This is a genomic window from Geomonas sp. (assembly GCF_035254065.1).
Taxonomy (GTDB): Bacteria; Desulfobacterota; Desulfuromonadia; order Geobacterales; family Geobacteraceae; genus Geomonas.
Window position 1 is genome coordinate 1 of record NZ_DATFBA010000222.1, and the last position, 20,509, is coordinate 20,509.

The window sequence follows — 20,509 nt, forward strand, 5'->3', positions numbered from 1 at the left end:
GCATGGCGCTCAGTACGTCGTCGTTTATCTCACCGTATTTCAGCTCTGCCACCGGGACCCCCGATATGCGCTGCTGATGTTTCGTCCGATGAATCCCATCCTCACCCCGTCCCTCCCCTTGAAGGGGAGGGGGCGTGACGCGAGGGGGCGGTTGTTTAGAGGCTGCACCTTGTTGCTTCGGTCTAGCTACTGTCCGACGGCTCCTCCTCCCGAAGGGGGGAGGCTGGGAGGGGGGAGCTCTGTCGCAATCGATGATCAGGCAGCCTTGAAATGCAGCCAAGCTCCCCCTCCCTGGCCCTCCCCCTTCGGGAGAGGGGATTTAGGGAAGAGTGTTAGGCGTCGATGTCCACCCTTCGCAGGAAAGTCACCGCCGGCTTGGTGTTCAGATCCTCCAGCAGGTGGTAGCGGCGCGGATCGCTCAGCATCAGCATGTTCACCTGGGAGTTCGGGTCCAAGAGGTCGCCGAAGGTGTAGACCCTGGCCGGACAGGATTGGGCGCAGGCGGGCTGGATCTCGCCGTCCGCTATCTTCCTCCGCTCGCGCACGGCCCGGTACTCCGCCTGCCGTATGCGTTGCACGCAGAAGGTGCACTTCTCCATGACCCCGCGCGTCCTCACGGTCACCTCCGGGTTGAGCTGGAGGTCCAGTGGCTTTTTCCAGACGATGTTGATCCAGTTGAAGCGACGGACCTTGTACGGGCAGTTGTTGGAGCAGTAGCGGGTGCCGATGCAACGGTTGTAGATCTGCGCGTTCAGCCCCTCCTCGTTGTGCACGGCCGCGAATACCGGGCATACCGGCTCGCAGGGGGCGGCGTCGCAGTGCTGGCAGAGCAGCGGGAGCCAGCTGTAGCGATGGCTGTTCTCCTTCCGGTAGGGAGCGACCCGCAGCCAAGCCATCTCGCGCCCCGAGCCGACCTTCTCTTTGCCGACCACGGAGATGTTGTTCTCCGCGTAGCAGGCGACCGCGCAGGCGCCGCAGCCGATGCAGCGCTGCAGGTCGATGACCATCCCCCAGCGGTGCTTGTTGTAGCCGCGTTTGGGGTAGAGGTCCTTGTCTTTGCGGTACCCTTCCGGGAGCGGGAGGACCAGCTTGTCCCCGTCCCCCGGCTGCATCCTACTCAGCTTGGAGAGCGGGACCCACTGGACGACCTCGCGGTTGTACTGCTCCCGGGAGATGGTGGTGCGGGTGAGCAGGGTGGGGAAGCTTTCCGAGACCCGACGGATGCGGCAGGAGCCGAACATCTCTCCCTGCTGCGGCGCCCCCAGCAGGAGGAAGGCGTTGGCCCCGATGCGGTCCGCGTTGGCCCCCATGGTCTGGTGCCCGTGGCCGAATGAGATGGCCGCCACTTGTTCATGGACGTCATTGGAGACCCGGACCGGAGCTCGCAGCACACCGGCTCCGGTGCGAAGCTCGGCAAGGTCGCCGTCGCAGAGGCCGAGGGCCGTCGCCTTCTTGGGATGCAGGTCGATCCAGTTGCCCCAGACGATGAAGGTGGTCGGATCCGGCGCTTCCTGAATCCAGCCGCGGTTGGCGTACCTGCCGTCGAAGGCCATCGGGGAGGACCAGAGCCAAAGCTGTGCCTGATCCGTTGCCGGGCGCGTTGCGGCTGCGGGAGCTGAAAACTTCACCGAACCAGGCGCCGCAGCCCTGGCGCCACCCGCGCCTGTCCCGCGGTTACTCTGCCAGACCCCGCCGTTTCTGAGCGCCACCGTCCACGGATCATCCCCGCTGCCGGCCATCCCGGCGGAGCTCGTCCCGCCGCTGCTCAATCCACCGCCGCCCAGAGCCGCGGAGCTCAACCCGCTCCAGCGTCTCTTCAGCCAGCTCTCGAAGTTTTGGGGGGCGGCGCCCGGCCCGCTGGTCAGCGGCCTACCCGCCTGTGCCGCCAGGGTCAGGAAGATGTCGCCAGCCGACCGGGTGTCGTAAAGGCGTCCCATGGTGGGCTGCATGAGACCCGCTATCCCCGCCGACGGCTGGTACTCGCCCCAACTCTCCAGCGGGAAGTCGATCGGGAGTACCCACTGGGCCTTGTGCGCGGTCTCATCCATCATGGTGCCGAGGTAAACCACCATGCCGGCGCGGCTCAACTGGCTGGCCGCCGCTGCCCGGGTGTAGCCGGGATTGCTGTCGTGGACGAAGACGATGTCCTGGGGGCCCAGCGAATTGAAGACGGCGTCCACCTCCGCCTCCAGGGCTGTGTTGCTGAGTGCGTGCGGGCGGGAGAAGTCGACCGTGTTGCCGACGGCGCCGACCGCGTGATTGAGCAGCGAGGCGGCCAGGGCGGTGTCGGTGGCGACGGGTCCCTTGCCTCCCACCGGTCCGGCCAGAACCAGTGGTGCTCGCGCGGAGGCAAAGGTGCGGGTCACCTCTTCCAGTGCCTGCTGCGAAAGCCCCGGCACCGGTCCTGCCTGGGAAAACAATGCCTCGACGGCCGCTCTGGCGCCGGAGATATCGTTCTTGAGCCCCCCCTTGTCCATCATGATCTTCAGCATGGAGGCGACGACCACCCGTTCGTAGCCGGGCGGAACCTGCAGGAAGGTGTCGGCGTTGGCCGCCGTCATTGAGAGACGCGGTCCGACGTAGACCATCCGGTTCATGCGGGAGCCCCCCTGGTAGGAGTGCAGGTCGGCGAAGTCGCGGGCAAACTCCACCGGGGAGATCCAGGTTTCCAGGAAATCGGCTGAGAGGCTCAGGATGAAGTCACTGCGTTCGAGGTGGTAGCTGGGGACGACGGGGAGCCCGAAAAACTGCTGGTGGGCGCTGCGTAGCGCTTCGTAGTTGAAAGGTTCGTAGAAGAGGACCCTGTTGGAGCCGAAGGCTCCGGCGAAGCCTTTCATGATCTCGGCCAGGGACCCCGTCTGCAGGTTGGAGATGACCACGACGTTCCCGCCGGCGGAGACTCGGGCTGCGATGGCGGAAAACGCCTCTTGCCATGATGACGTCCTCTCGCCCCCTCCCTTCGGGCGATAGATCACCTGCTGGAGCCGGTCCGGGTCGTAGAGTCCCTGCAGTGCCGACTGCCCGCGCGCGCATAACCCGCCCCGGTTCACCGGATGCTGAGGGTTTCCCTCGGCCTTGGTGGCCCTGCCGTCCCGGTGCCACACGTGCATGCCGCAGCCCGCCGGGCATTCCCGGCAGGTGGTGGCGAAAAAATCCCATTCCCCCGGCCGGATGTACTCCGGTGGTATCACCTGCGGGATCAGCTTGTTTATCAATTTCCGCGGCTCGTTGGAGGCGATGGCGAAGCCGCTGCCGCCTGCGAACCACAGAAATGCACGTCTGGACATCTTGGACATCGGCTGTCTCCGGCAACGAGCGGACTTTCACACAGGTGAATCCTGACGGCAGGCATCGCAACAGCAAACAATGACACAAGAGAGGTGAGGAGGGCGAAGGTCTCACAGAAAAAACATTCCTTTGTAGTAACAGGGTTGAAGCTCATGTCAATCGCCAGCAAAAAAAAGGGCACCGGTTGACAAAGCAGACCCTCGACATAGACTTCTAGCTTAAAATTAAAAATAACTAACTTTTTAAGAGGGGAACGGCATGACAACAACCAGCGATTATCTGGTACAGCGACTCTATGACTGGGGAGTGCGCCGGGTCTATGGTTTTCCTGGTGACGGCATCAACGGCGTGATGGGAGCATTGAGCCGCGAGAAGGAGAAGGTGGCCTTCGTGCAGGCCCGCCATGAGGAAGAGGCGGCCTTCATGGCCTGCGCCCACGCCAAGTTCACCGGCGAGGTCGGCATCTGCATCTCCACCTCCGGTCCGGGCGCCATCCACCTGCTGAACGGCCTCTACGACGCCAAGCTGGATCACCAGCCGGTGGTGGCCATCATCGGGCAGCAGGCAACTTCGGCCCTGGGCGCCGATTACCAGCAGGAAGTCGACCTGATCTCGCTGTTCAAGGACGTTGCCAGTCACTACGTGCACATGGCGAGCAACCCATCGCAGATCCGCCAGCTTGTCGACCGCGCCATCCGTATCGCGCTGGCCGAGCGGACGGTGACCTGCATCATCCTCCCCAACGACGTCCAGGAGCTGGACGCCGTCACCTCTCCCGACCGCAAGCACGGCACCACCTTTACCGGGCTCGGCTTCTCCAGGCCCGACGTCCTCCCCAACCGCGATGATCTGCGCAAGGCGGCGGAGATACTAAACGCCGGCAAGAAGGTGGCCATGCTGGTCGGTGCCGGTGCGCTGGGTGCCTCTGAAGAGATTGCGGTGGTCGCCGAGATGCTGGGAGCGGGGGTAGCCAAGGCACTGTTGGGGAAGGCGGCCATCGCCGACGATCTTCCCTTCGTAACCGGTGGTATCGGCCTGCTCGGCACTAAGCCCAGTTACGAGATGATGATGGATTGCGACACCCTGCTGATGGTGGGGAGCGGCTTCCCCTATTCCGAGTTCCTCCCCAAGGAAGGGCAGGCGAGGGGCGTGCAGATCGACATCAGCCCCCGCATGCTCGGCCTGCGCTACCCGATGGAGGTGAACCTGCAGGGCGACGCGACGCTGACCCTGAGGGCGCTGGTCCCGCTGCTGCAGCGGAAGGGGGACCGGGGATGGCGGGAGGGGATCGAAAAGAACGTGCGCGAGTGGTGGGAGATCATGGAGGCGCGCGCCATGTTGCCGGCACATCCCATCAACCCGCAGCGGCTGTTCTGGGAGCTCTCCTCACGGCTCCCCAATAATTGCATCCTGACCTGCGACTCGGGCTCGTCCGCCAACTGGTACGCGCGGGACCTGAAGGTGCGGCCCGGCATGATGGCCTCGCTCTCGGGCGGGCTTGCCACCATGTGCCCCGGCGTCCCCTACGCCATAGCGGCGAAAATCAACCATCCGGACCGCCCGGTGATCGCCATGGTCGGCGACGGCGCCATGCAGATGCAGGGGATCAACGGCCTGATCACCATCGCCAAGAACTGGAAGAGCTGGAGTAACCCGAACCTGGTGATATTGGTGCTCAACAACCAGGACCTGAACCAGGTCACCTGGGAGCAGAGGGTCATGAACGGCGATGCCAAGTTCAGCGGCTCCCAGGACGTCCCCTCCTTCCCCTACGCGCGTTACGCCGAGCTGTTGGGGCTGGAGGGGATCGAGCTGAACAGCCCCGATCAGATCGCGCCTGCCTGGACGGTGGCGCTCGCGGCAGAGCGGCCGGTGGTGATCGACGCCCACTGCGACCCGGACGTGCCGCCGCTGCCGCCGCACATAACCTTTGAACAGGCCAAGGGGTTTCTGAGCTCTCTGTTCAAAGGCGATCCCAACCTGGGCGGCATCGTGAGCCAGTCGGCGAAGCAGATGATGTCCACCTTCCTTTCCAGGAGCGAACGCAAAGAGAAGTAGAGGTCCGACAGCTCCTCCTCCCGAAGGGGGGAGGCTGGGTGGGGGGAGCACAGCCCCGAAACACGGGGCTCCATCCAATGGCAAGCAGCGTTCCCCCTCCCTAACACTCCCCCTTCGGGAGAGGGGACTAAAAGCATCCGGCCGGGCCCCCTTTATGAAGAGGGAGCATAGGCAGTGAGCTTTGAGCAGCTGACCGAGGGGGTATATGAAGGTAAGCACTATCGAGCGGGTAGAGGTGCAGGCCTACCGGATTCCGACCGAACGGCCGGAATCGGATGGGACCTACTCCTGGGACGCCACGACCTTGGTCGTGGCGCATCTTTTTGCCGGGGGCGCCAGGGGGGTCGGCTACACCTACGCCGACGCGGCTGCTGCCACCGTCATCAAGGGGAAGCTGGCAGAGGTCCTGATGGGGCGCAATCCCTGCGATATTCCCGGCTGCTGGCAGCTTCTGGCCGGCGCCCTCAGAAACCTCGGCGAATCGGGGATCGGCATGATGGCGGTCTCCGCGCTGGACACGGCGCTGTGGGACCTCAAGGCGAAGCTCCTGGAGGTCTCCCTGGTGGACCTCTTGGGGGGGGCGCGGGAGGCAGTCCCTGCCTATGGCAGCGGCGGCTTCACCTCCTACACGATCCAGGAGCTGCAAAGGCAGCTGGCGGGCTGGGTTTCCCAGGGGATCATGCGGGTCAAGATGAAGATAGGCAGGGATGCCAAGGCGGACCCAACCAGGGTCAGGTCTGCTCGTGAGGCCATCGGCAAGGAGGCTGAGCTGTTCGTGGATGCCAATGGCGGGTATGGCAGAAAGCAGGCGTTGGCCATGGCGGAAGTGATGCAGGCCCAGGGGGTGTCGTGGTTCGAGGAGCCGGTGGTCCACCACGACCTGGAAGGGCTGCGGATGGTTACCGACGCGGCACCCGCAGGCATGGAGACCTCGTCCGGAGAGTACGGATTCGACCTGGGCTATTTCCAGCGGGTGCTCGAGTACGGCGCGGTGGATGTCCTGCAGGCAGACGCCACCCGTTGCGGAATCACCGGATTTCTACAGGCGGCCACTCTTTGCGAGGGTTTCCAGGTGCCGCTTTCTTCCCACTGCGCTCCATCCCTGCACATCCACCCCTGCTGCGCCGCCCCCGCCGTTCGCCACCTGGAGTACTTTCACGACCATGTCCGTATCGAGAAGATGCTCTTCGAAGGGTTCATCGAGCCGGTGCATGGCCTGTTGCAGCCGAACAGAAGCCGGCCGGGGTTAGGGCTGGAGTTAAGGGAAGAGGAGGCAAGGAGTTTCGCACTCTAACCCTCGCCCCTTTAGGGGAGAGCAAGGAGATGTGAAAAAAACCAAACGGACACCACCGACCCGCGCGGGGGTGCCATACCGGATGTCGAAGCATGCTGAAGGAGCCGGTTATGCCGCGACCTGAGGAGAGCGAGGAATTCGTCCACGAGAAGCTGAATCCGGGATCGCTGGAGGCGGATCTGAAATATTCGGTGGAGGCGGAGGTGCATTTCGACTCCACCTACCGGGCCGTCTATTCGACGGACGCCTCCAACTACCGGAAGATCCCGATCGGCGTGGTGGTACCCAAGACCCGCGACGCAGTCGTCAACACCCTGCAGATTTGTCACCGTCACGGCGCTCCTGTGGTCTCCCGCGGCGGCGGCACCGGATTGTGCGGGCAGACCTGCAACCTGGCGGTGGTGATCGATCATTCCAAGTACCTGAACAGGGTGCTGGAGATCAATCCGGAGCAGGGGTGGGCGAGGGTCGAGCCGGGGGTGATACTGGACCACCTGAGGGATCAGGCGGAGCAGTACCACCTCACCTTCGGCCCGGACCCGGCCACCCATAATCACAACACTCTGGGGGGGATGATAGGCAACAATTCCTGCGGCACCCATTCGGTGATGGCAGGTAAGACGGTCGATAACATCCTGGAGATGGAGGTGGTCACCTACGACGGCGTGCGGATGACGGTGGGCCCCACCAGCGAGAGCGAGCTGAAGGCGATCATCGCGGAAGGGGGGCGGCGCGGGGAGATCTACGCCGGGCTCAAGCAGATCCGGGACCGCTACGAGAAGGAGATTCGCGCCCGCTACCCGAAGATCCCGCGCCGGGTCTCCGGCTACAACCTCGACGAGCTGTTGCCGGAGAACGGCTTCAACGTGGCGCGCGCACTGGTCGGCAGCGAGTCGACCCTGGTCACCGTCCTGGAGGCCAAGGTGCGTCTGGTGCACAGCCCCCCCGCCCGCTCCGTGCTGGTGGTCGGCTATCCCGACGTCTACAGCGCCGGCGACCACATCCCCGATCTCCTCAAGTTCAAGCCGATCGCGCTGGAGGGGCTGGACGACCTGCTGGTCGATTTCATGAAGAAGATGGGCGAGCACCTGGAAGACCTCACCCTGCTGCCGGAAGGGAAGGGGTGGCTGGTGGCGGAGTTCGGAGGCGACACCAAGGAGGAGGCTGACGACAAGGCCAAGCGGGCGATGGATGCCTTATCCAAGGTAAAGAACCCGCCCCCCGTGAAGCTCTTCACCGACCCCAAGGAAGAGAAGAGGATGTGGGAGATCCGGGAATCCGGACTGGGTGCCACCGCCAACGTGCCGGGACTTCCCCTGAGCTGGCCGGGCTGGGAGGACGCAGCGGTGCCTCCCGACAAACTGGGGGACTACCTGCGCGAGTTCAAGAAGCTTTTGGACGACTACCACCTGATCGCCTCTCTCTACGGTCATTTCGGCGACGGCTGCATCCACTGCAGCATCTCCTTCGAACTCGCCACCCACGAAGGGGTCAGCAATTTCATGTCCTTCATCGACAAGGCCTCCGACCTGGTGGTGAAGTACGGCGGCTCCTTTTCGGCCGAACACGGCGACGGCCAGTCTAAGGCGATTTTCCTGCCCAAGATGTTCGGCAGCAATTTGATGGAAGCCTTCCGGCAGTTCAAGGCGCTGTGGGACCCTCAGTGGAAGATGAATCCAGGCAAGATCGTCGACCCGTACCTGCCCGACCAGAACCTGCGGCTGGGAACCGACTACAACCCGATGCAGCCCGAGACCCACTTCCGCTTCCCCAGCGACCAGGGGAGCTTCGCCACCGCGTCGCTTCGCTGCGCCGGGGTCGGCAACTGCCGAAGGACCCACGACGCTTTCATGTGCCCGAGCTTCCTGGCGACCCGTGACGAGCTGCATACCACCCGGGGCCGGGCCCGGGTCCTGTTCGAGATGTTCAGGCAGGACTTCGTCACCGACGGCTGGAAAAGCAAGGAGGTGCTGGAGGCGCTGGAGCTCTGCCTCTCCTGCAAGGGGTGCAAAGGGGAGTGCCCGGTCAACGTGGACATGGCGAGCTACAAGGCGGAGTTTTTATCGCATTACTACCGCCACCGTTTGCGGCCGCTGGCCGCCTATTCCATGGGCCTTTTCGGCATCTGGGGGCGGCTGGGAGCCAAGATGCCGGCTATCGCCAACTTCTTCTCCCATGCCCCCTTCTTCAGCACGGTTATCAAGGAGATCGGCGGCATTGCGGGAGAGCGCGCCATGCCGGTCTTCGCGACGGAAACCTTCACCTCCTGGTACGGGAGCCAGGAGAAGAAACGGGAGGGAAGCCGCAAGGTCGTTCTCTACCCGGACATCTTCAACGACTGTTTCTTTCCGGAGGCGCTCAAAGCGGCGCTGGAGGTGCTGGAGCACTTCGGCTACAGCGTCATCGTGCCCGAGGAGCGCCCGCCGGCGGTGCGGCCACCGATGGATTACGGCATGATCGACTACGCCCTGCGCGGCGTCCTGAAGACGGTCGAGCTGCTGAGCCCGTACGTGCGGCAGGGGATCCCGGTGGTGATCCTGGAGCCGAGTACGGCGGCGGTGTTCCGGGACGAGCTGCCGGACCTGATGCCGACCCACGAGGACGGGAAAAGGCTGACCAGACTCGCCCTGCTGCTGGCGGAGTGGATGGAGAAGGAGGAACTGGAGGCCCCGCAATTCAAGGCGAAAGCCCTCCTGCAGAGCCACTGCCACCAGAAAGCGGTGCTCAAGGCGGGTGCCGAACGGGAGGTGCTGAGGAAGATGGGGGTCGAGTTCGAGGAGCCGGAGCAGGGCTGCTGCGGCATGGCCGGCTCCTTCGGATTCGAAAAGGACAAGTACGAGATCTCCATGAGGATAGCCGAGATGAACCTCCTGCCGGCGGTAAGGGGCGCCGCGACGGACACCTTCATCATCGCGGACGGCTTCAGCTGCCGGACCCAGATCATGCAGGGGACCAACAGGAAGGCGATCCATCTGGCGGAATTTCTGCAAATGGCCTTCAAGCGGGCCAAGGAACAATGAAGTAACCGATCACCTTGGAAAGGCTGGGCCGTTCGTGCTGAGCTTGTCGAAGCATCAGTGCCAGCTTTCTCAGTCTTCATCTGCCGTGTGAGCTTCACGCCCTTCGACAAGCTCAGGGTGAACGGCTGTTTTGGCTGGCTAAGCACATCTAGGGAAGATTACAGGGCGAGGTGAGACTATGACTCCTTCCGGAAAGAGAGAAACGATAGTGGTGACCGGTGCTTCGGCGGGGCTCGGGCGGGCCATCGCGCACGCCTTCGCACGTGAGGGGGCGAGGATAGGCCTCATAGCCCGCGACCGGGAACGTCTTGAGACGGTCAAGAGGGAAGTGGAGGAACTCGGCGGCTCGGCACTGCCGCTGGTGGCCGACGTGGCGAGTCCCGAGCAGGTCGAGCATGCGGCATCGCAGGTGGAGGACCAGTTCGGCCCCATCGACATCTGGGTCAACAACGCCATGACCAGCGTCTTCGCCAGTTTCAAGGACATCAGCGCCGAGGAGTTCAAGCGGGTGACCGAGGTGACCTATCTCGGCACGGTCTACGGCACCTCAGCGGCCCTGAGCAGAATGCTCCCGCGCGACCAAGGGGTAATCGTGCAGGTCGGCTCCGCGCTTGCCGACCGCAGCATCCCGCTGCAGTCGGCATACTGCGGCGCAAAGCACGGCATCCGGGGATTCACCGACTCCATCCGCTGCGAGTTGCGCCATGACAAGAGCAAGGTGCACCTCACCATGGTCCAGATGCCGGCGCTCAACACCCCGCAGTTCAGCTGGGTCAAATCACGCCTTCCCAACAAGCCGCAGCCAGTCCCTCCCATCTTCCAGCCGGAGGTGGCGGCGGATGCGGTGATCTGGGCCGCCCATCACCGGCGCCGGGAACTCTACGTCGGGATGTCGACGGTGAAGGCGATGTGGGGTAACCGCTTCATTCCGGGGTTGCTGGACCGCTACCTGAGCGGCAAAGGGTACGATGCACAGCAGACCGACCAACCGGAGAGGAAAGACCGCCCCGACAACCTGTGGCATCCGGTCCCGGGCCCTTACGGCACCCACGGGGAGTTCGACGCCCGAGCGCGTGACAAGAGCCCTGAGCTTTGGATGACGGAGCGCAAATGGTGGGGAGTGGGCCTTGCTGCAGCCGGAGTAGCGGCCGCGGCGGCGTTCATGGTGGGGAAGAGGCGCCTGCGGGTGACAAACCCATCCTCACCCTGACCCTCCCCTTGAAGGGGAGGGGATGCCAGAAAGTGCCCTCTGAGTTTAATCCTCCCCTCGCCCCCCGGGAGAGGGGCAGGGGTGAGGGAAGCCGGCAACGGTAAAAAAGGAGCGAATGGGGAAAGAGGGTACCGACGGACACACATTACTGGAGGCTACAGTTATGGCGGATACCATAATCGGTAGAAAACACTGGGCCATCGCGGAAGGGTACATCCCCGCTTGGAGCCACGGGCCGGAACCGGAGATGGCCAGCCATGAAACCGCTTGTCTGCTCAACACCAGCAATGAGGACGCCCAGGTTGAGTTGACCATTTTCTTCAAGGACCGGGACCCGGCCGGGCCCTACCGGGTAACCGTCCCCGCCCGGCGTACCCTGCACCTCAGGTTCAACAACCTGACCGACCCTGAGCCCATCCCGAAAGGTGTCGATTACGCCTGCACCATCGACTCCGACATCCCCATCGTGGTCCAGCACACGCGCCTGGATTCCAGGCAGGCGGAGACGGCGCTGATAACGACCGTAGCCTTTCCGGGGGACTGACTGCTGGTATACTCGAAGGCGTGGAAGTTCCGGTATCACCGCCGTCTCAGTCGGTTGGGGGCTGCCGCGAACTCCTTCCTCCCGCCCGAGGACGGGGGATTCCAATGAGTAGGCTGGTGGAGAGATGAAAATCAAGACGAAAGATTTCAAGGTAAAGCCCGGCCAGAACGTCTCCCTCAAGAAGCTTCCCACCCTGGTGGACCCTTTCTACGGCTCCAAGGAGAAGTACCAGGAGCTACTGGACGACCACACCCAGCGGCTAAGCGCGTTGCAGGCGCTCTTGTACGCCAACAACAGTTGGTCGTTGCTACTCATATTCCAGGCTATGGACGCCGGCGGCAAGGACAGCGCCATCAAGCACGTGATGTCCGGCATCAACCCGCAGGGGTGCGAGGTGTACTCCTTCAAGCACCCAAGCGGGCAGGAGCTGTGGCACGATTTCCTCTGGCGCGGCGTGGTTCGTCTTCCCGAGCGTGGGCGGATTGGTATTTTCAACCGCTCCTACTACGAGGAGGTGCTGATCGTCCGGGTACATCCGGATTTGCTTAACGCGGAGAGCCTGCCGGACCATCTCACCAACGATAAGGATATCTGGCGCGACCGCTATCGCTCCATCCTCGACCTCGAGACCCACCTGCACCGAAATGGCACGCACATCATCAAGTTTTACCTGCACATCTCCAAGGAGGAACAGAGGCAGCGCTTCCTGGAGCGGATCGACAATCCCGAAAAGAATTGGAAGTTTTCGCAGGCCGACCTGGAGGAGAGAAGTTTCTGGAAGCAATACATGGACGCCTACGAGAAATGTCTGAGCGCAACCAGCACGAAGCACGCACCTTGGTACGTGGTGCCGGCCGATGACAAGAAGAACGCCAGGCTGATAGTGTCGCAGGTGATTCTCGACACTCTGAAAGATCTGAAGATGAGTTACCCGGAGGCGAGCGAGGAGCGCCAAAAAGAATTGGCGGAGATCCGGAAGCAGCTGGAAAAGGAGTAGAGAGTTCGGTTGATAAAGCAAGTGGTAAGGGGATAAAACCGAAAAAGGCGGCCGATGTTTGGCCGCCTATGGTATTCAAGGTCTCTGTTAGGTAAGTCGTTATCGGGTGATGCTTCGCCCGGCCAGCAGCCCAGCTATCAGCATAATTACGGCGATCGCGATGAAGAGGTAGAATAGCAGTTTCGCGATGCTTGCCGCCGCAGTGGCCACCCCGGCGAACCCGAAGAACGCGGCGATGATTGCGATGATGAAGAATATCAGCGCCCAACGTAACATAATGGTTCACCTCCTACCTGTGACTTGTTACTAACGCCAGTATAGCATGGAGCACATACCGTTGATAGCGTGAATTGATCGGTGTCACGGAAAAATATGTAATGATATTAAATTGTTATAGCTGGACCAGTTGCGGTCATCTCGATTTTCTCTCCAGGTTTTCGATGCAGGCTTCGATGTCGATGCCCGGTCCCAATACCCCGCTGAAAATGTCCCCGAGCCGCTCCACCCGCTGAAAGATGTTCTTTATGGTGAACTGAGAGGGATGCAGCCCCGGTTTCACCTCTTCCCAGCCAAGCGGCGTGGAGACGGTGGCCCCCGGCCTCGGCCGGATGCTGTAGGGGGCGGCCAGGGTCTGCCCTGCCTTGTTTTGCAGGAAATCCAGGTAGACTTTTTGCTGCCGCTTGGACGGGCTGCGCAGCAGGCTGGTGAAATCCGGCACTTTTCGGTGCGCCAGCTCTGCCACGATCCTGGCGAACTTCTCCGCCGTTTCGTAGTCGTACTTGGCCCCAAGCGGAACGTAGATGTGGATTCCCGTGGCACCTGAGGTCTTCGGAAAACTGGCGGCACCGGCCCGTTCCAACACTTCGTGCACGGCAAGCGCCGTTTCGATCACCTTCTCGAACTCTATGTCCTCGGGGTCGAGATCGATCACGAAGTAATCGGGATTGTTGAGATGCTGGATGCGCGACAGCCAGGGATTTATCTCGATGCAGCCAAGATTCGCCATGTACACCAGCGTTGCCTCGTCCTGACAGACGAAGAACTTCACGTTTTTGTCCACGTGCTTCGAATAAATCTCCTTGGTCGTCATCCAGGGGGGCGGCAGCGCTCCCGCTTCCTTCTGGAAGAAACCTTTCTCCGTTATGCCGTGCGGGGTGCGGTACAGCGATTCGGGCCGGTCCTGCAGGTGGGGAAGGATCAGACGGGCCATCTTCCGGTAGTATTCGATGACGTCCCCTTTGGTGTAGCCGTCCTCAGGCCAGAAAATCTTGTCGAGATTGGAAAGTTCGAGCCGCCTGCCGTCGATCACCATCACCCGGTCCTTCCCGTCCTCGTCCTCCTTTCCGCCTCCGGCGGCCTCTCCGCTTGCCTCTTCGACCTCCGCCACCGCCCCGGAGAAGAGTTCCCGGACCACCTGCTTCGGCTCCTTGTCCTCCCGCAGCCCCAGGAAGATCGGTATCCGCATCACCCCTTCGTCGGTCCACTCGGAGAACTCCACCTCGCAGACCAACTCAGGCTTTACCCATTTGACCGGCATGTCGGTCTTGATCCGCTTCTTGAAGGGTGATTCCTGCTGGACCAATGGCTGCAGCTTTCCATAGATCTCCTGCAACCCGGAATCGTCGAAGCCCCCACCGGTCAGTCCGATGTGGACCAGTTCCTCGTTCTCGTAGACCCCCAGCACCAGGGAGCCGAAGTTCCTCCGGCTGCCGCGCGGCTCGGTGAAGCCGCAGATGACCGCTTCCTGCTCGAGACGGATCTTGATCTTCAGCCAATCTCTGCTTCTTCTTCCTGTCAGGTAGGGACTGGCAGACTTCTTGGCGAGAATCCCTTCCAGGTTGTTCTTCTGGGCCAGCTCGAAGAAGTCCTTGCCGTATTCGAGGATGTGATCGCTGTACCTCACGTTGGGGAGATCGGGCAACATGCCGGCCAGCATCTCCTTCCTGGTGACAAGAGGCAGGCCCCGCAGGTCCTCCCCGTCCAGGTAAAGGAGATCGAAGGCGTAATAGACGATGCTCCCTTCGCCGGTCCGCTGGTAATTCTGCAGCAACTGGAAGTACGACCTGCCGTTTTCGTCGAGCGCTACCACCTCGCCGTCCAGGACCGCGTCCCTGCCGATAGATTCCAGCGAGCTGACGATGGAGGGGAATTTCTTGTTGAAGGAGATGTTGTTGCGGGAATACAGGAGCACCTTGCCCTGCTTGATTTCCGCCACCGTCCGATAGCCGTCCAGCTTGATCTCGAAGAGCCAGTCCGGGTCGTCGAATGGTTCCGCGGCGGAGCTCGCCAGCATCGGCCTAACCTCGTGCGGCATGGGCGCTGCCGGCTTGCTGCGCGCGGTCGCCGGTCTACTGGGCCCTGCCGCCGATCTGCTGAGCCCTGCCGCTGGTGTGGGGGGCACCGGCGCGCTCGCTTGCGCGGCAGCGGCCGGGGGGGGATGGGCACCAGCAGGACTGGCCGACCGGCTGCCTGCTGACCCCTCCTTTACCGGCGTCCTGGCCGCGGTACCTCCCTTGAGCTCCTCGATAGTTGCGTTGCTTACCACGGAACGGTCCTGCAAGGTGACATCCTGCTCGGTGGCGAATTTGTCCTTTTTCTTGATGAGCAGCCAGGTGTTGTCGTTTTCGCTCTTGATCCTCACCAGCGCGAACTCGCCTTTCAGCTTCTCCCCTTCCAGCACGAATTTCAGGTCCCCCTTGCGCAGCCCTTCGCTCAGCAGCTGCTCATCGTGCTGATGGTCATCGGTACGGGCGGCGCGATAGGTCCCCTGGTCCCAGATGATCACCTCACCGGCGCCGTAGTTCCCCTTGGGAATCACCCCCTCAAAGCTCCCGTAGTCGTAGGGGTGGTCCTCCACCATCATGGCGAGCCGTTTCACGGACGGGTCCAGGGACGGGCCCTTGGGAATGGCCCAGCTCTTCAGCACTCCGTCCAGTTCCAGCCTGAAATCGTAGTGCAGGTGCGAGGCAGCGTGCTTATGAACCACGAAGCGCAGCACCGGTTCCCGATCCCTGGCCTTGGGGGCAGGCTCGTTACTTCTGCCGAGATCCCTCTTGCGGTGGTATTGCTCCAGACTCACGATGCAGCCTCCTTCCAGCCCCAGTCTATCACAGCTGATCTCGCCCCGGCCACGCGCAGGAATGATGAATGGTACCTACTCCGAATTGGTTCCCTGTCTCAGGTTGACAAGGGAAACGGGACGGCTAAATTATTAAATCGTGCCAATAAAACGACTCCCTGTCGAAGTGACAGAGGTTGAAATAACTCCCTGCCGAGGAGCAGGAAAAGGAGAAGAAACATGAAATTACAGGAAATCAAAGAGATCGCCCAGCAGATGGAAATTGCCGTTGGAAAAATGAAAAAAAGCGACCTGATCAGGGTGATTCAGCGCAAAGAAGGGAACCGGGAATGCTTCGAGTCCGGGCAGGCCCGGCAATGCGGTCAGCACGGCTGCTTATGGATGGATGATTGCAAGTAGGCTGGCAGTAGCAGTATCCTGAGAGTGGAGGGATCGAATCCCGACCACTTTCGTGGACAGGCATGTCGTGCCGCGAGGAATGCAGTCGACGTCGTTGGAGTGGGAAGTTCGGAGGAGTTTTCCATGGATCACGACTACACAGCGTATGAATACCTTCCCGAGTGCAAGGCAGGATGTGGCAGCATCACCAAGTGGTTAGCCAGCAAGGAAATGGCGAAGGAAGTAGGGGAGAATCACGAGCACCAGACGGGTCACGGGTGGAAGATCCTGGAGAGAATACGGGAAGAAGAGTGATGGAGCACCACCTGCAGGCACCCGCATCGGTGATTTGGAAGCTATCCCAATAAAAGCGGCGCAGGGAGGACGACCGCTTGGGGCCGGTACTGCCAAGACGGCCACCTAGTGCTAGTGGTCCGGCAGAATCTCCGCAGGAAGCAAAATAACCCGCGTGCTAACCTTAGACAATTTTCAATAATCTGGAGGTAGCCCATGAACAGAGATGACATTCTCAACAACCTCGAGAAGTTGATCCACTTGGACGTCGACGCCACTCATGCCTACGACCAGGCAATTAAAAACGTGAACGAGCAGGTGATCAAGGACAAGCTGATCCAGTTCCAGGCGGATCACCGCAAGCACATCGACCTGCTGTCGGCCAAGATGCTGGAACTGGGGGGGACACCGCCCGAGCTCAGCTCCGATTTCAAAGGGTTCCTCATCTCCGGGTTCACCGCCCTGCGGAGCCTGACCGGTACCAAAGGCGCGCTGGAGGCGATGGAGACGAACGAGAAGCTGACCACCTCAAGGTATGAGGAAGCCTGCAAGATGGACTTCCCGGTGGATATCACCGCTATCGTTCAGCAGAACTATGCCGATGAGCAGCGCCACCTGGCCTTCGTAAGGGAAGCGCTGCAGACCGTAAAATCCTAACCCCGGGTAACGGCATGCCGTAAGAGAAAGGGCCGCGATCTTCTGATCCCGGCCCTTTCTTTCATTTTCCCACCGTCCCCTCCAGCAGTTTGCTGCGCAGCTTGGGCCTGCGCCAGGCCTCCGCCTCGATAAACACTTTCTGCACCTCCGGGACCCGCCGCTTGATCTCCGCCTCAAGCAACGGGACCGTCCGTTCGACCTCACCGGCCGACACCTCGTCCACGAAATCGAGGCTGATGGTCACCACGATATATTCGGGGCCCATGTGCAGGGTCAGCACCTCGTTGACGTGTTCCACGTGCTCACCGTGGCTGACGATCTCACGGATGGTCTGGATCACCTCCCTGGAGGCTGCCTCTCCCACCAGCAGCCCTTTGGTTTCCTTGGCGATCAGGATGGCGGTTCCGCCCAGGATGAGTCCGATGACGACCGAGGCGGCCCCATCGTAGACCGGGTTGCCGGTCGCTTCCGCCAGGAAAATGCCGGCCAATGCCGCGAAGAGGCCGAGCAAGGCGGCGCTGTCCTCCAGCACCACCAGAAACATGCTGGGGTCTTTCCCCTTGCGGATCGCCTCCAGGTAGCTCTGTGACACCGCTTTCGCCTTGCGGAATTCGCGGATGGAAACGATCCAGGAGATCCCCTCGAAGATGATGGATGCTGCAATGATTGTGTAGTTCACCCCGACGTTGCGCATCCCGGCGGGGCTCAGAATGTGGCTGATCCCTTCAAAAAGGGAAAGCCCCGAGCCTAATGAGAAGACCAGGATCGATACGACGAAGCTCCAGAAGTAGATCTCCTTGCCATGCCCGAAGGGAAACTCCTCGTCCGGTGCCCGCGCGGCCTGCCGCCGACCGTGCAGGAGCAGCACCTGGTTGCCGCTGTCAACCAGGGAATGGATCGCCTCGGAGAGGATCGCCGAGCTGCCGGTAAGCCAGGCGGCGACCGCCTTGGTGGCGGCGATCAGCAGGTTGGCTGCCAAAGCGGCAATTATGACCTTCTTGGCTCCACTTTTCATGGTTACCCCGCTCAGTCACGGCTATCTTTACCTCATAAAATATGAAAATGCACTCATTGGTTCGGCTGCGGCGCAACCTACCCAGATACCATACGGCCTGGCATTGTCAAACCTGTAAAAAAGGCACTCTTTAAGAGAGTCCCCTTGGAGCGACAAAGTCATAAAAGTCCAGCTGTGACAGCGATTTTTTCTTCGGTAGCGGCGCCAGCAAATTGCGCCTGACTGACTGTTGACATGGGTATATCATAAAGTATCGTTAAACGCTGAGCTGCCCCTTCACAGGCTTCACAGACACCGTCTTGGCATGACAGGAGGTGCTTCTATGGTAACGGCCGGCTGGCAGATGGATATCGGTGCCAACGTGGTGAAAGGCGAGGGAACCCGTTTCCGTGTGTGGGCGCCCAGGGCGGAAAAGATGTCGGTCCTGATCCTGTCAGGCAAAGCGGTCGGTACGGTAACCATGGAAAAGGAGGAGTTCGGTTATTTCTCGGCGCTGGTACCCGGTGTGGAAGACGGCGACCAGTACATCTACCAGATCGCCGACCAGCCACCCCGACCGGACCCGGTCTCCCGCTTTCAACCCAATGGCGTCAACGAGATGTCCCAGGTGGTCGACCCGACCCTGTTCAACTGGCAGGATGCTGGGTGGAGCGGCATTCCCCTGGAGGAGTACCGCATCTACGAGCTGCACATCGGGACCTTCACCAGGGAGGGGACCTTCGAGGCTGCTATCGGCTTCCTGGACTACCTGCTGGAGCTGGGGATCTCGGCGGTGGAGATCATGCCGGTCTCCCAGTTTTCCGGCGACCGCAACTGGGGGTACGATGGTGTGCACCACTTCGCCCCCCAGAACACCTACGGCGGCCCGGGCGGCATGAAGCGGTTCGTGGACGCCTGCCACCGCAAGGGACTGGCGGTGATCCTCGACGTCGTCTACAACCACTTCGGCCCGGAAGGTAACCACATCGGGGAATTCGGCTACTACTTCACCGACAAGTACCGCACCCCCTGGGGCGGCGCGATCAACTTCGACGGCCCCTACAGCGATCCGGTGCTGGAATTCTTCATGTGCAACGCCATGTACTGGATCAACGAATTCCACATCGACGCCCTGCGCCTGGACGCCGTGGATTGGATCTTCGACATGACCCCCCGGCATTTCCTGCTGGGCCTCTCCGAGGAGGTGCGCCGCCAGCGCGAGCTTTTGGCGAGGCAGATCTTCCTCTTCGCCGAGAACGACACCAACGACGCCCGCCTGATCAACCCTCCCGAGATCGGCGGCTACGGCATCGACTCCCAGTGGTGCGACAACTTCCACCATGCCCTGCGCACCCTGCTGACCGGGGAGACCACCGGTTACTACGAGGACTTCGGACAGTTCAGCCAGATGGTCAAGGCCTACCAGGAGGCCTACGTCTTCACCGGCGAGTATTCCCACTACCGCAGGCGCCGCTACGGCGGCGAGGGGAAGGGTCAGCCCACCTCCAAATTCGTCGTCTTCGCCCAGAACCACGACCAGGTCGGCAACCGCAAGTGCGGCGACCGGCTGAGCACAAATCAGCCGCTGGAAAAGCTCCTTCTGGCGGCGGGGGTGGTGATCCTCTCACCCTACATCCCGCTCATCTTCATGGGCGAGGAGTATGGCGAGCGCGCCCCGTTCCACTATTTCATCAGCCACACCGATCAGGAGCTGATCGATGCGGTGCGCAAGGGGAAGCACGAGGAGCATGCCTCGGGGGTCTGCGAAGGCGAAATTCCGGACCCCAGTGCGGAATCGGTCTTCCTGGAGTGCAAGCTCGACCTTATCCGGAAAAGGGAAGGGGAGCAGGCTCTCATCCTGGAGTTCTACAAAAAGCTCCTCTCCCTGCGCAGGCTGCCGGCCATGCAGGTGATGCAGCGGGAGGGGATCGAGGTGATGGGCATGCAGAAGGAGAAGACCCTCTGCGTGAGGAGGCAGTCGGGAAGTAACGGGGTGGTCTGCATGTTCAGTTTCAGCAACATGCACGAGGATGTCTCGGTCTGCCTGCCGGCCGGGAGCTGGGAAAAGGTGCTGGACTCCTCGGACCAGCACTGGCGGGGATCAGGATCGGTGACCCCCGGCAACATCGTGGCCGAGGCGGGCAAGGAGCAGATGGTCACCATCAGCCCTTTCAGCGTGCTGGTGTACGTCGGCAACAACATAGGAGGCTAACATGGAGCAGTCGCAGCGTTTCGTTTGCGTGCATGGCCACTTTTACCAGCCCCCGCGCGAGAACCCCTGGCTGGAAGCGGTCGAGATACAGGATTCCGCCTTTCCCTACCATGACTGGAACGACCGGATCACCGCCGAATGCTACGCCGCCAACTCCGCCTCGCGCGTGTTGGACGGGGAGCAGCGCGTGCTTGATATCACCAGCAATTACGCCAAGATGAGCTTCAATTTCGGCCCCACCGTGCTCTCCTGGATGGCGGTCTTCGCCAGGGAGGTCTACCAGGCGATCCTGGACGCCGACAAGCAGAGCATGGAGTGGCGCTCAGGGCACGGCTCCGCCATCGCCCAGGTCTACAACCACATGATCATGCCCTGGGCGAACTTCCGCGACAAGCGGACCCAGGTGGTCTGGGGGATCAAGGATTTCGAGTCGCGCTTCGGCCGCTTCCCGGAGGGGATGTGGCTGGCGGAGACCGCGGTCGAC

Annotated in this window: 15 protein-coding genes; 11 read left to right on the top strand and 4 right to left on the bottom strand. The window is 61.7% G+C overall.

Annotated elements, in window-relative coordinates; all coding sequences use genetic code 11:
- Window positions 1-332 precede the first annotated feature (332 nt).
- Window positions 333-3,296: a 4Fe-4S dicluster domain-containing protein gene (locus VJ604_RS10375; RefSeq protein ID WP_324082254.1), complete on the bottom strand. Its 2,964-nt coding sequence runs from the start codon at window positions 3,294-3,296 to the stop codon at window positions 333-335.
- Window positions 3,297-3,546: 250 nt separating this feature from the next.
- Between VJ604_RS10375 and VJ604_RS10380 the strand changes: the two genes are divergently transcribed.
- The 6 genes from VJ604_RS10380 (at window position 3,547) to VJ604_RS10405 (ending at window position 12,411) form a co-directional block, all read left to right on the top strand.
- On the top strand, window positions 3,547-5,346 hold the full coding sequence (locus VJ604_RS10380; protein WP_324082256.1) for a thiamine pyrophosphate-requiring protein: 1,800 nt from the start codon (window positions 3,547-3,549) through the stop codon (window positions 5,344-5,346).
- Between the two features lie 205 nt (window positions 5,347-5,551).
- Entirely contained in the window at window positions 5,552-6,640 is a 1,089-nt protein-coding gene (locus VJ604_RS10385) for an enolase C-terminal domain-like protein (protein WP_324082258.1), read from the top strand.
- Between the two features lie 110 nt (window positions 6,641-6,750).
- Window positions 6,751-9,660, top strand: a complete 2,910-nt coding sequence (locus VJ604_RS10390) for an FAD-binding and (Fe-S)-binding domain-containing protein (RefSeq protein WP_324082260.1) — start codon at window positions 6,751-6,753, stop codon at window positions 9,658-9,660.
- A 178-nt stretch (window positions 9,661-9,838) separates the two neighbouring features.
- Window positions 9,839-10,870 carry an SDR family oxidoreductase gene (locus VJ604_RS10395; RefSeq protein ID WP_324082262.1) on the top strand — a complete coding sequence of 344 codons (1,032 nt, stop codon included), beginning with the start codon at window positions 9,839-9,841 and terminating at the stop codon, window positions 10,868-10,870.
- A gap of 163 nt (window positions 10,871-11,033) precedes the next feature.
- Entirely contained in the window at window positions 11,034-11,414 is a 381-nt protein-coding gene (locus VJ604_RS10400) for a sensory rhodopsin transducer (RefSeq protein WP_324082264.1), read from the top strand.
- Between the two features lie 124 nt (window positions 11,415-11,538).
- Window positions 11,539-12,411, top strand: a complete 873-nt coding sequence (locus tag VJ604_RS10405) for an ADP-polyphosphate phosphotransferase (protein ID WP_324082267.1) — start codon at window positions 11,539-11,541, stop codon at window positions 12,409-12,411.
- Between the two features lie 99 nt (window positions 12,412-12,510).
- On the opposite strand, the gene VJ604_RS10410 is transcribed toward VJ604_RS10405, so the two are convergent.
- On the bottom strand, window positions 12,511-12,687 hold the full coding sequence (locus tag VJ604_RS10410) for a DUF1328 family protein (RefSeq protein ID WP_324082269.1): 177 nt from the start codon (window positions 12,685-12,687) through the stop codon (window positions 12,511-12,513).
- Between the two features lie 136 nt (window positions 12,688-12,823).
- Window positions 12,824-15,490: a DNA ligase D gene (gene ligD / locus VJ604_RS10415; protein ID WP_324082271.1), complete on the bottom strand. Its 2,667-nt coding sequence runs from the start codon at window positions 15,488-15,490 to the stop codon at window positions 12,824-12,826.
- A 219-nt stretch (window positions 15,491-15,709) separates the two neighbouring features.
- Between ligD and VJ604_RS10420 the strand changes: the two genes are divergently transcribed.
- The 3 genes from VJ604_RS10420 (at window position 15,710) to VJ604_RS10430 (ending at window position 16,819) form a co-directional block, all read left to right on the top strand.
- Complete coding sequence (locus VJ604_RS10420; RefSeq protein ID WP_324082273.1) at window positions 15,710-15,889, top strand: SAP domain-containing protein; 180 nt, start codon at window positions 15,710-15,712, stop codon at window positions 15,887-15,889.
- Between the two features lie 123 nt (window positions 15,890-16,012).
- Complete coding sequence (locus tag VJ604_RS10425; RefSeq protein ID WP_324082275.1) at window positions 16,013-16,183, top strand: hypothetical protein; 171 nt, start codon at window positions 16,013-16,015, stop codon at window positions 16,181-16,183.
- Window positions 16,184-16,378: 195 nt separating this feature from the next.
- The gene (locus VJ604_RS10430; protein ID WP_324082277.1) at window positions 16,379-16,819 is read left to right on the top strand and encodes a ferritin-like domain-containing protein; all 441 of its coding nucleotides are present in this window, start codon (window positions 16,379-16,381) and stop codon (window positions 16,817-16,819) included.
- A 61-nt stretch (window positions 16,820-16,880) separates the two neighbouring features.
- Here VJ604_RS10430 and VJ604_RS10435 read toward each other — a convergent pair whose 3' ends face one another.
- On the bottom strand, window positions 16,881-17,834 hold the full coding sequence (locus tag VJ604_RS10435) for a cation diffusion facilitator family transporter (protein ID WP_324082279.1): 954 nt from the start codon (window positions 17,832-17,834) through the stop codon (window positions 16,881-16,883).
- A gap of 322 nt (window positions 17,835-18,156) precedes the next feature.
- On the opposite strand from VJ604_RS10435, the gene treZ reads away from it, so the two are divergent.
- The gene (gene treZ / locus VJ604_RS10440) at window positions 18,157-20,025 is read left to right on the top strand and encodes a malto-oligosyltrehalose trehalohydrolase (protein ID WP_324082282.1); all 1,869 of its coding nucleotides are present in this window, start codon (window positions 18,157-18,159) and stop codon (window positions 20,023-20,025) included.
- 1 nt (window position 20,026) lies between these two features.
- Window positions 20,027-20,509, top strand: a 483-nt coding sequence (locus tag VJ604_RS10445; protein WP_518517910.1) for a polysaccharide deacetylase family protein, incomplete at its 3' end; no start/stop codon positions are given.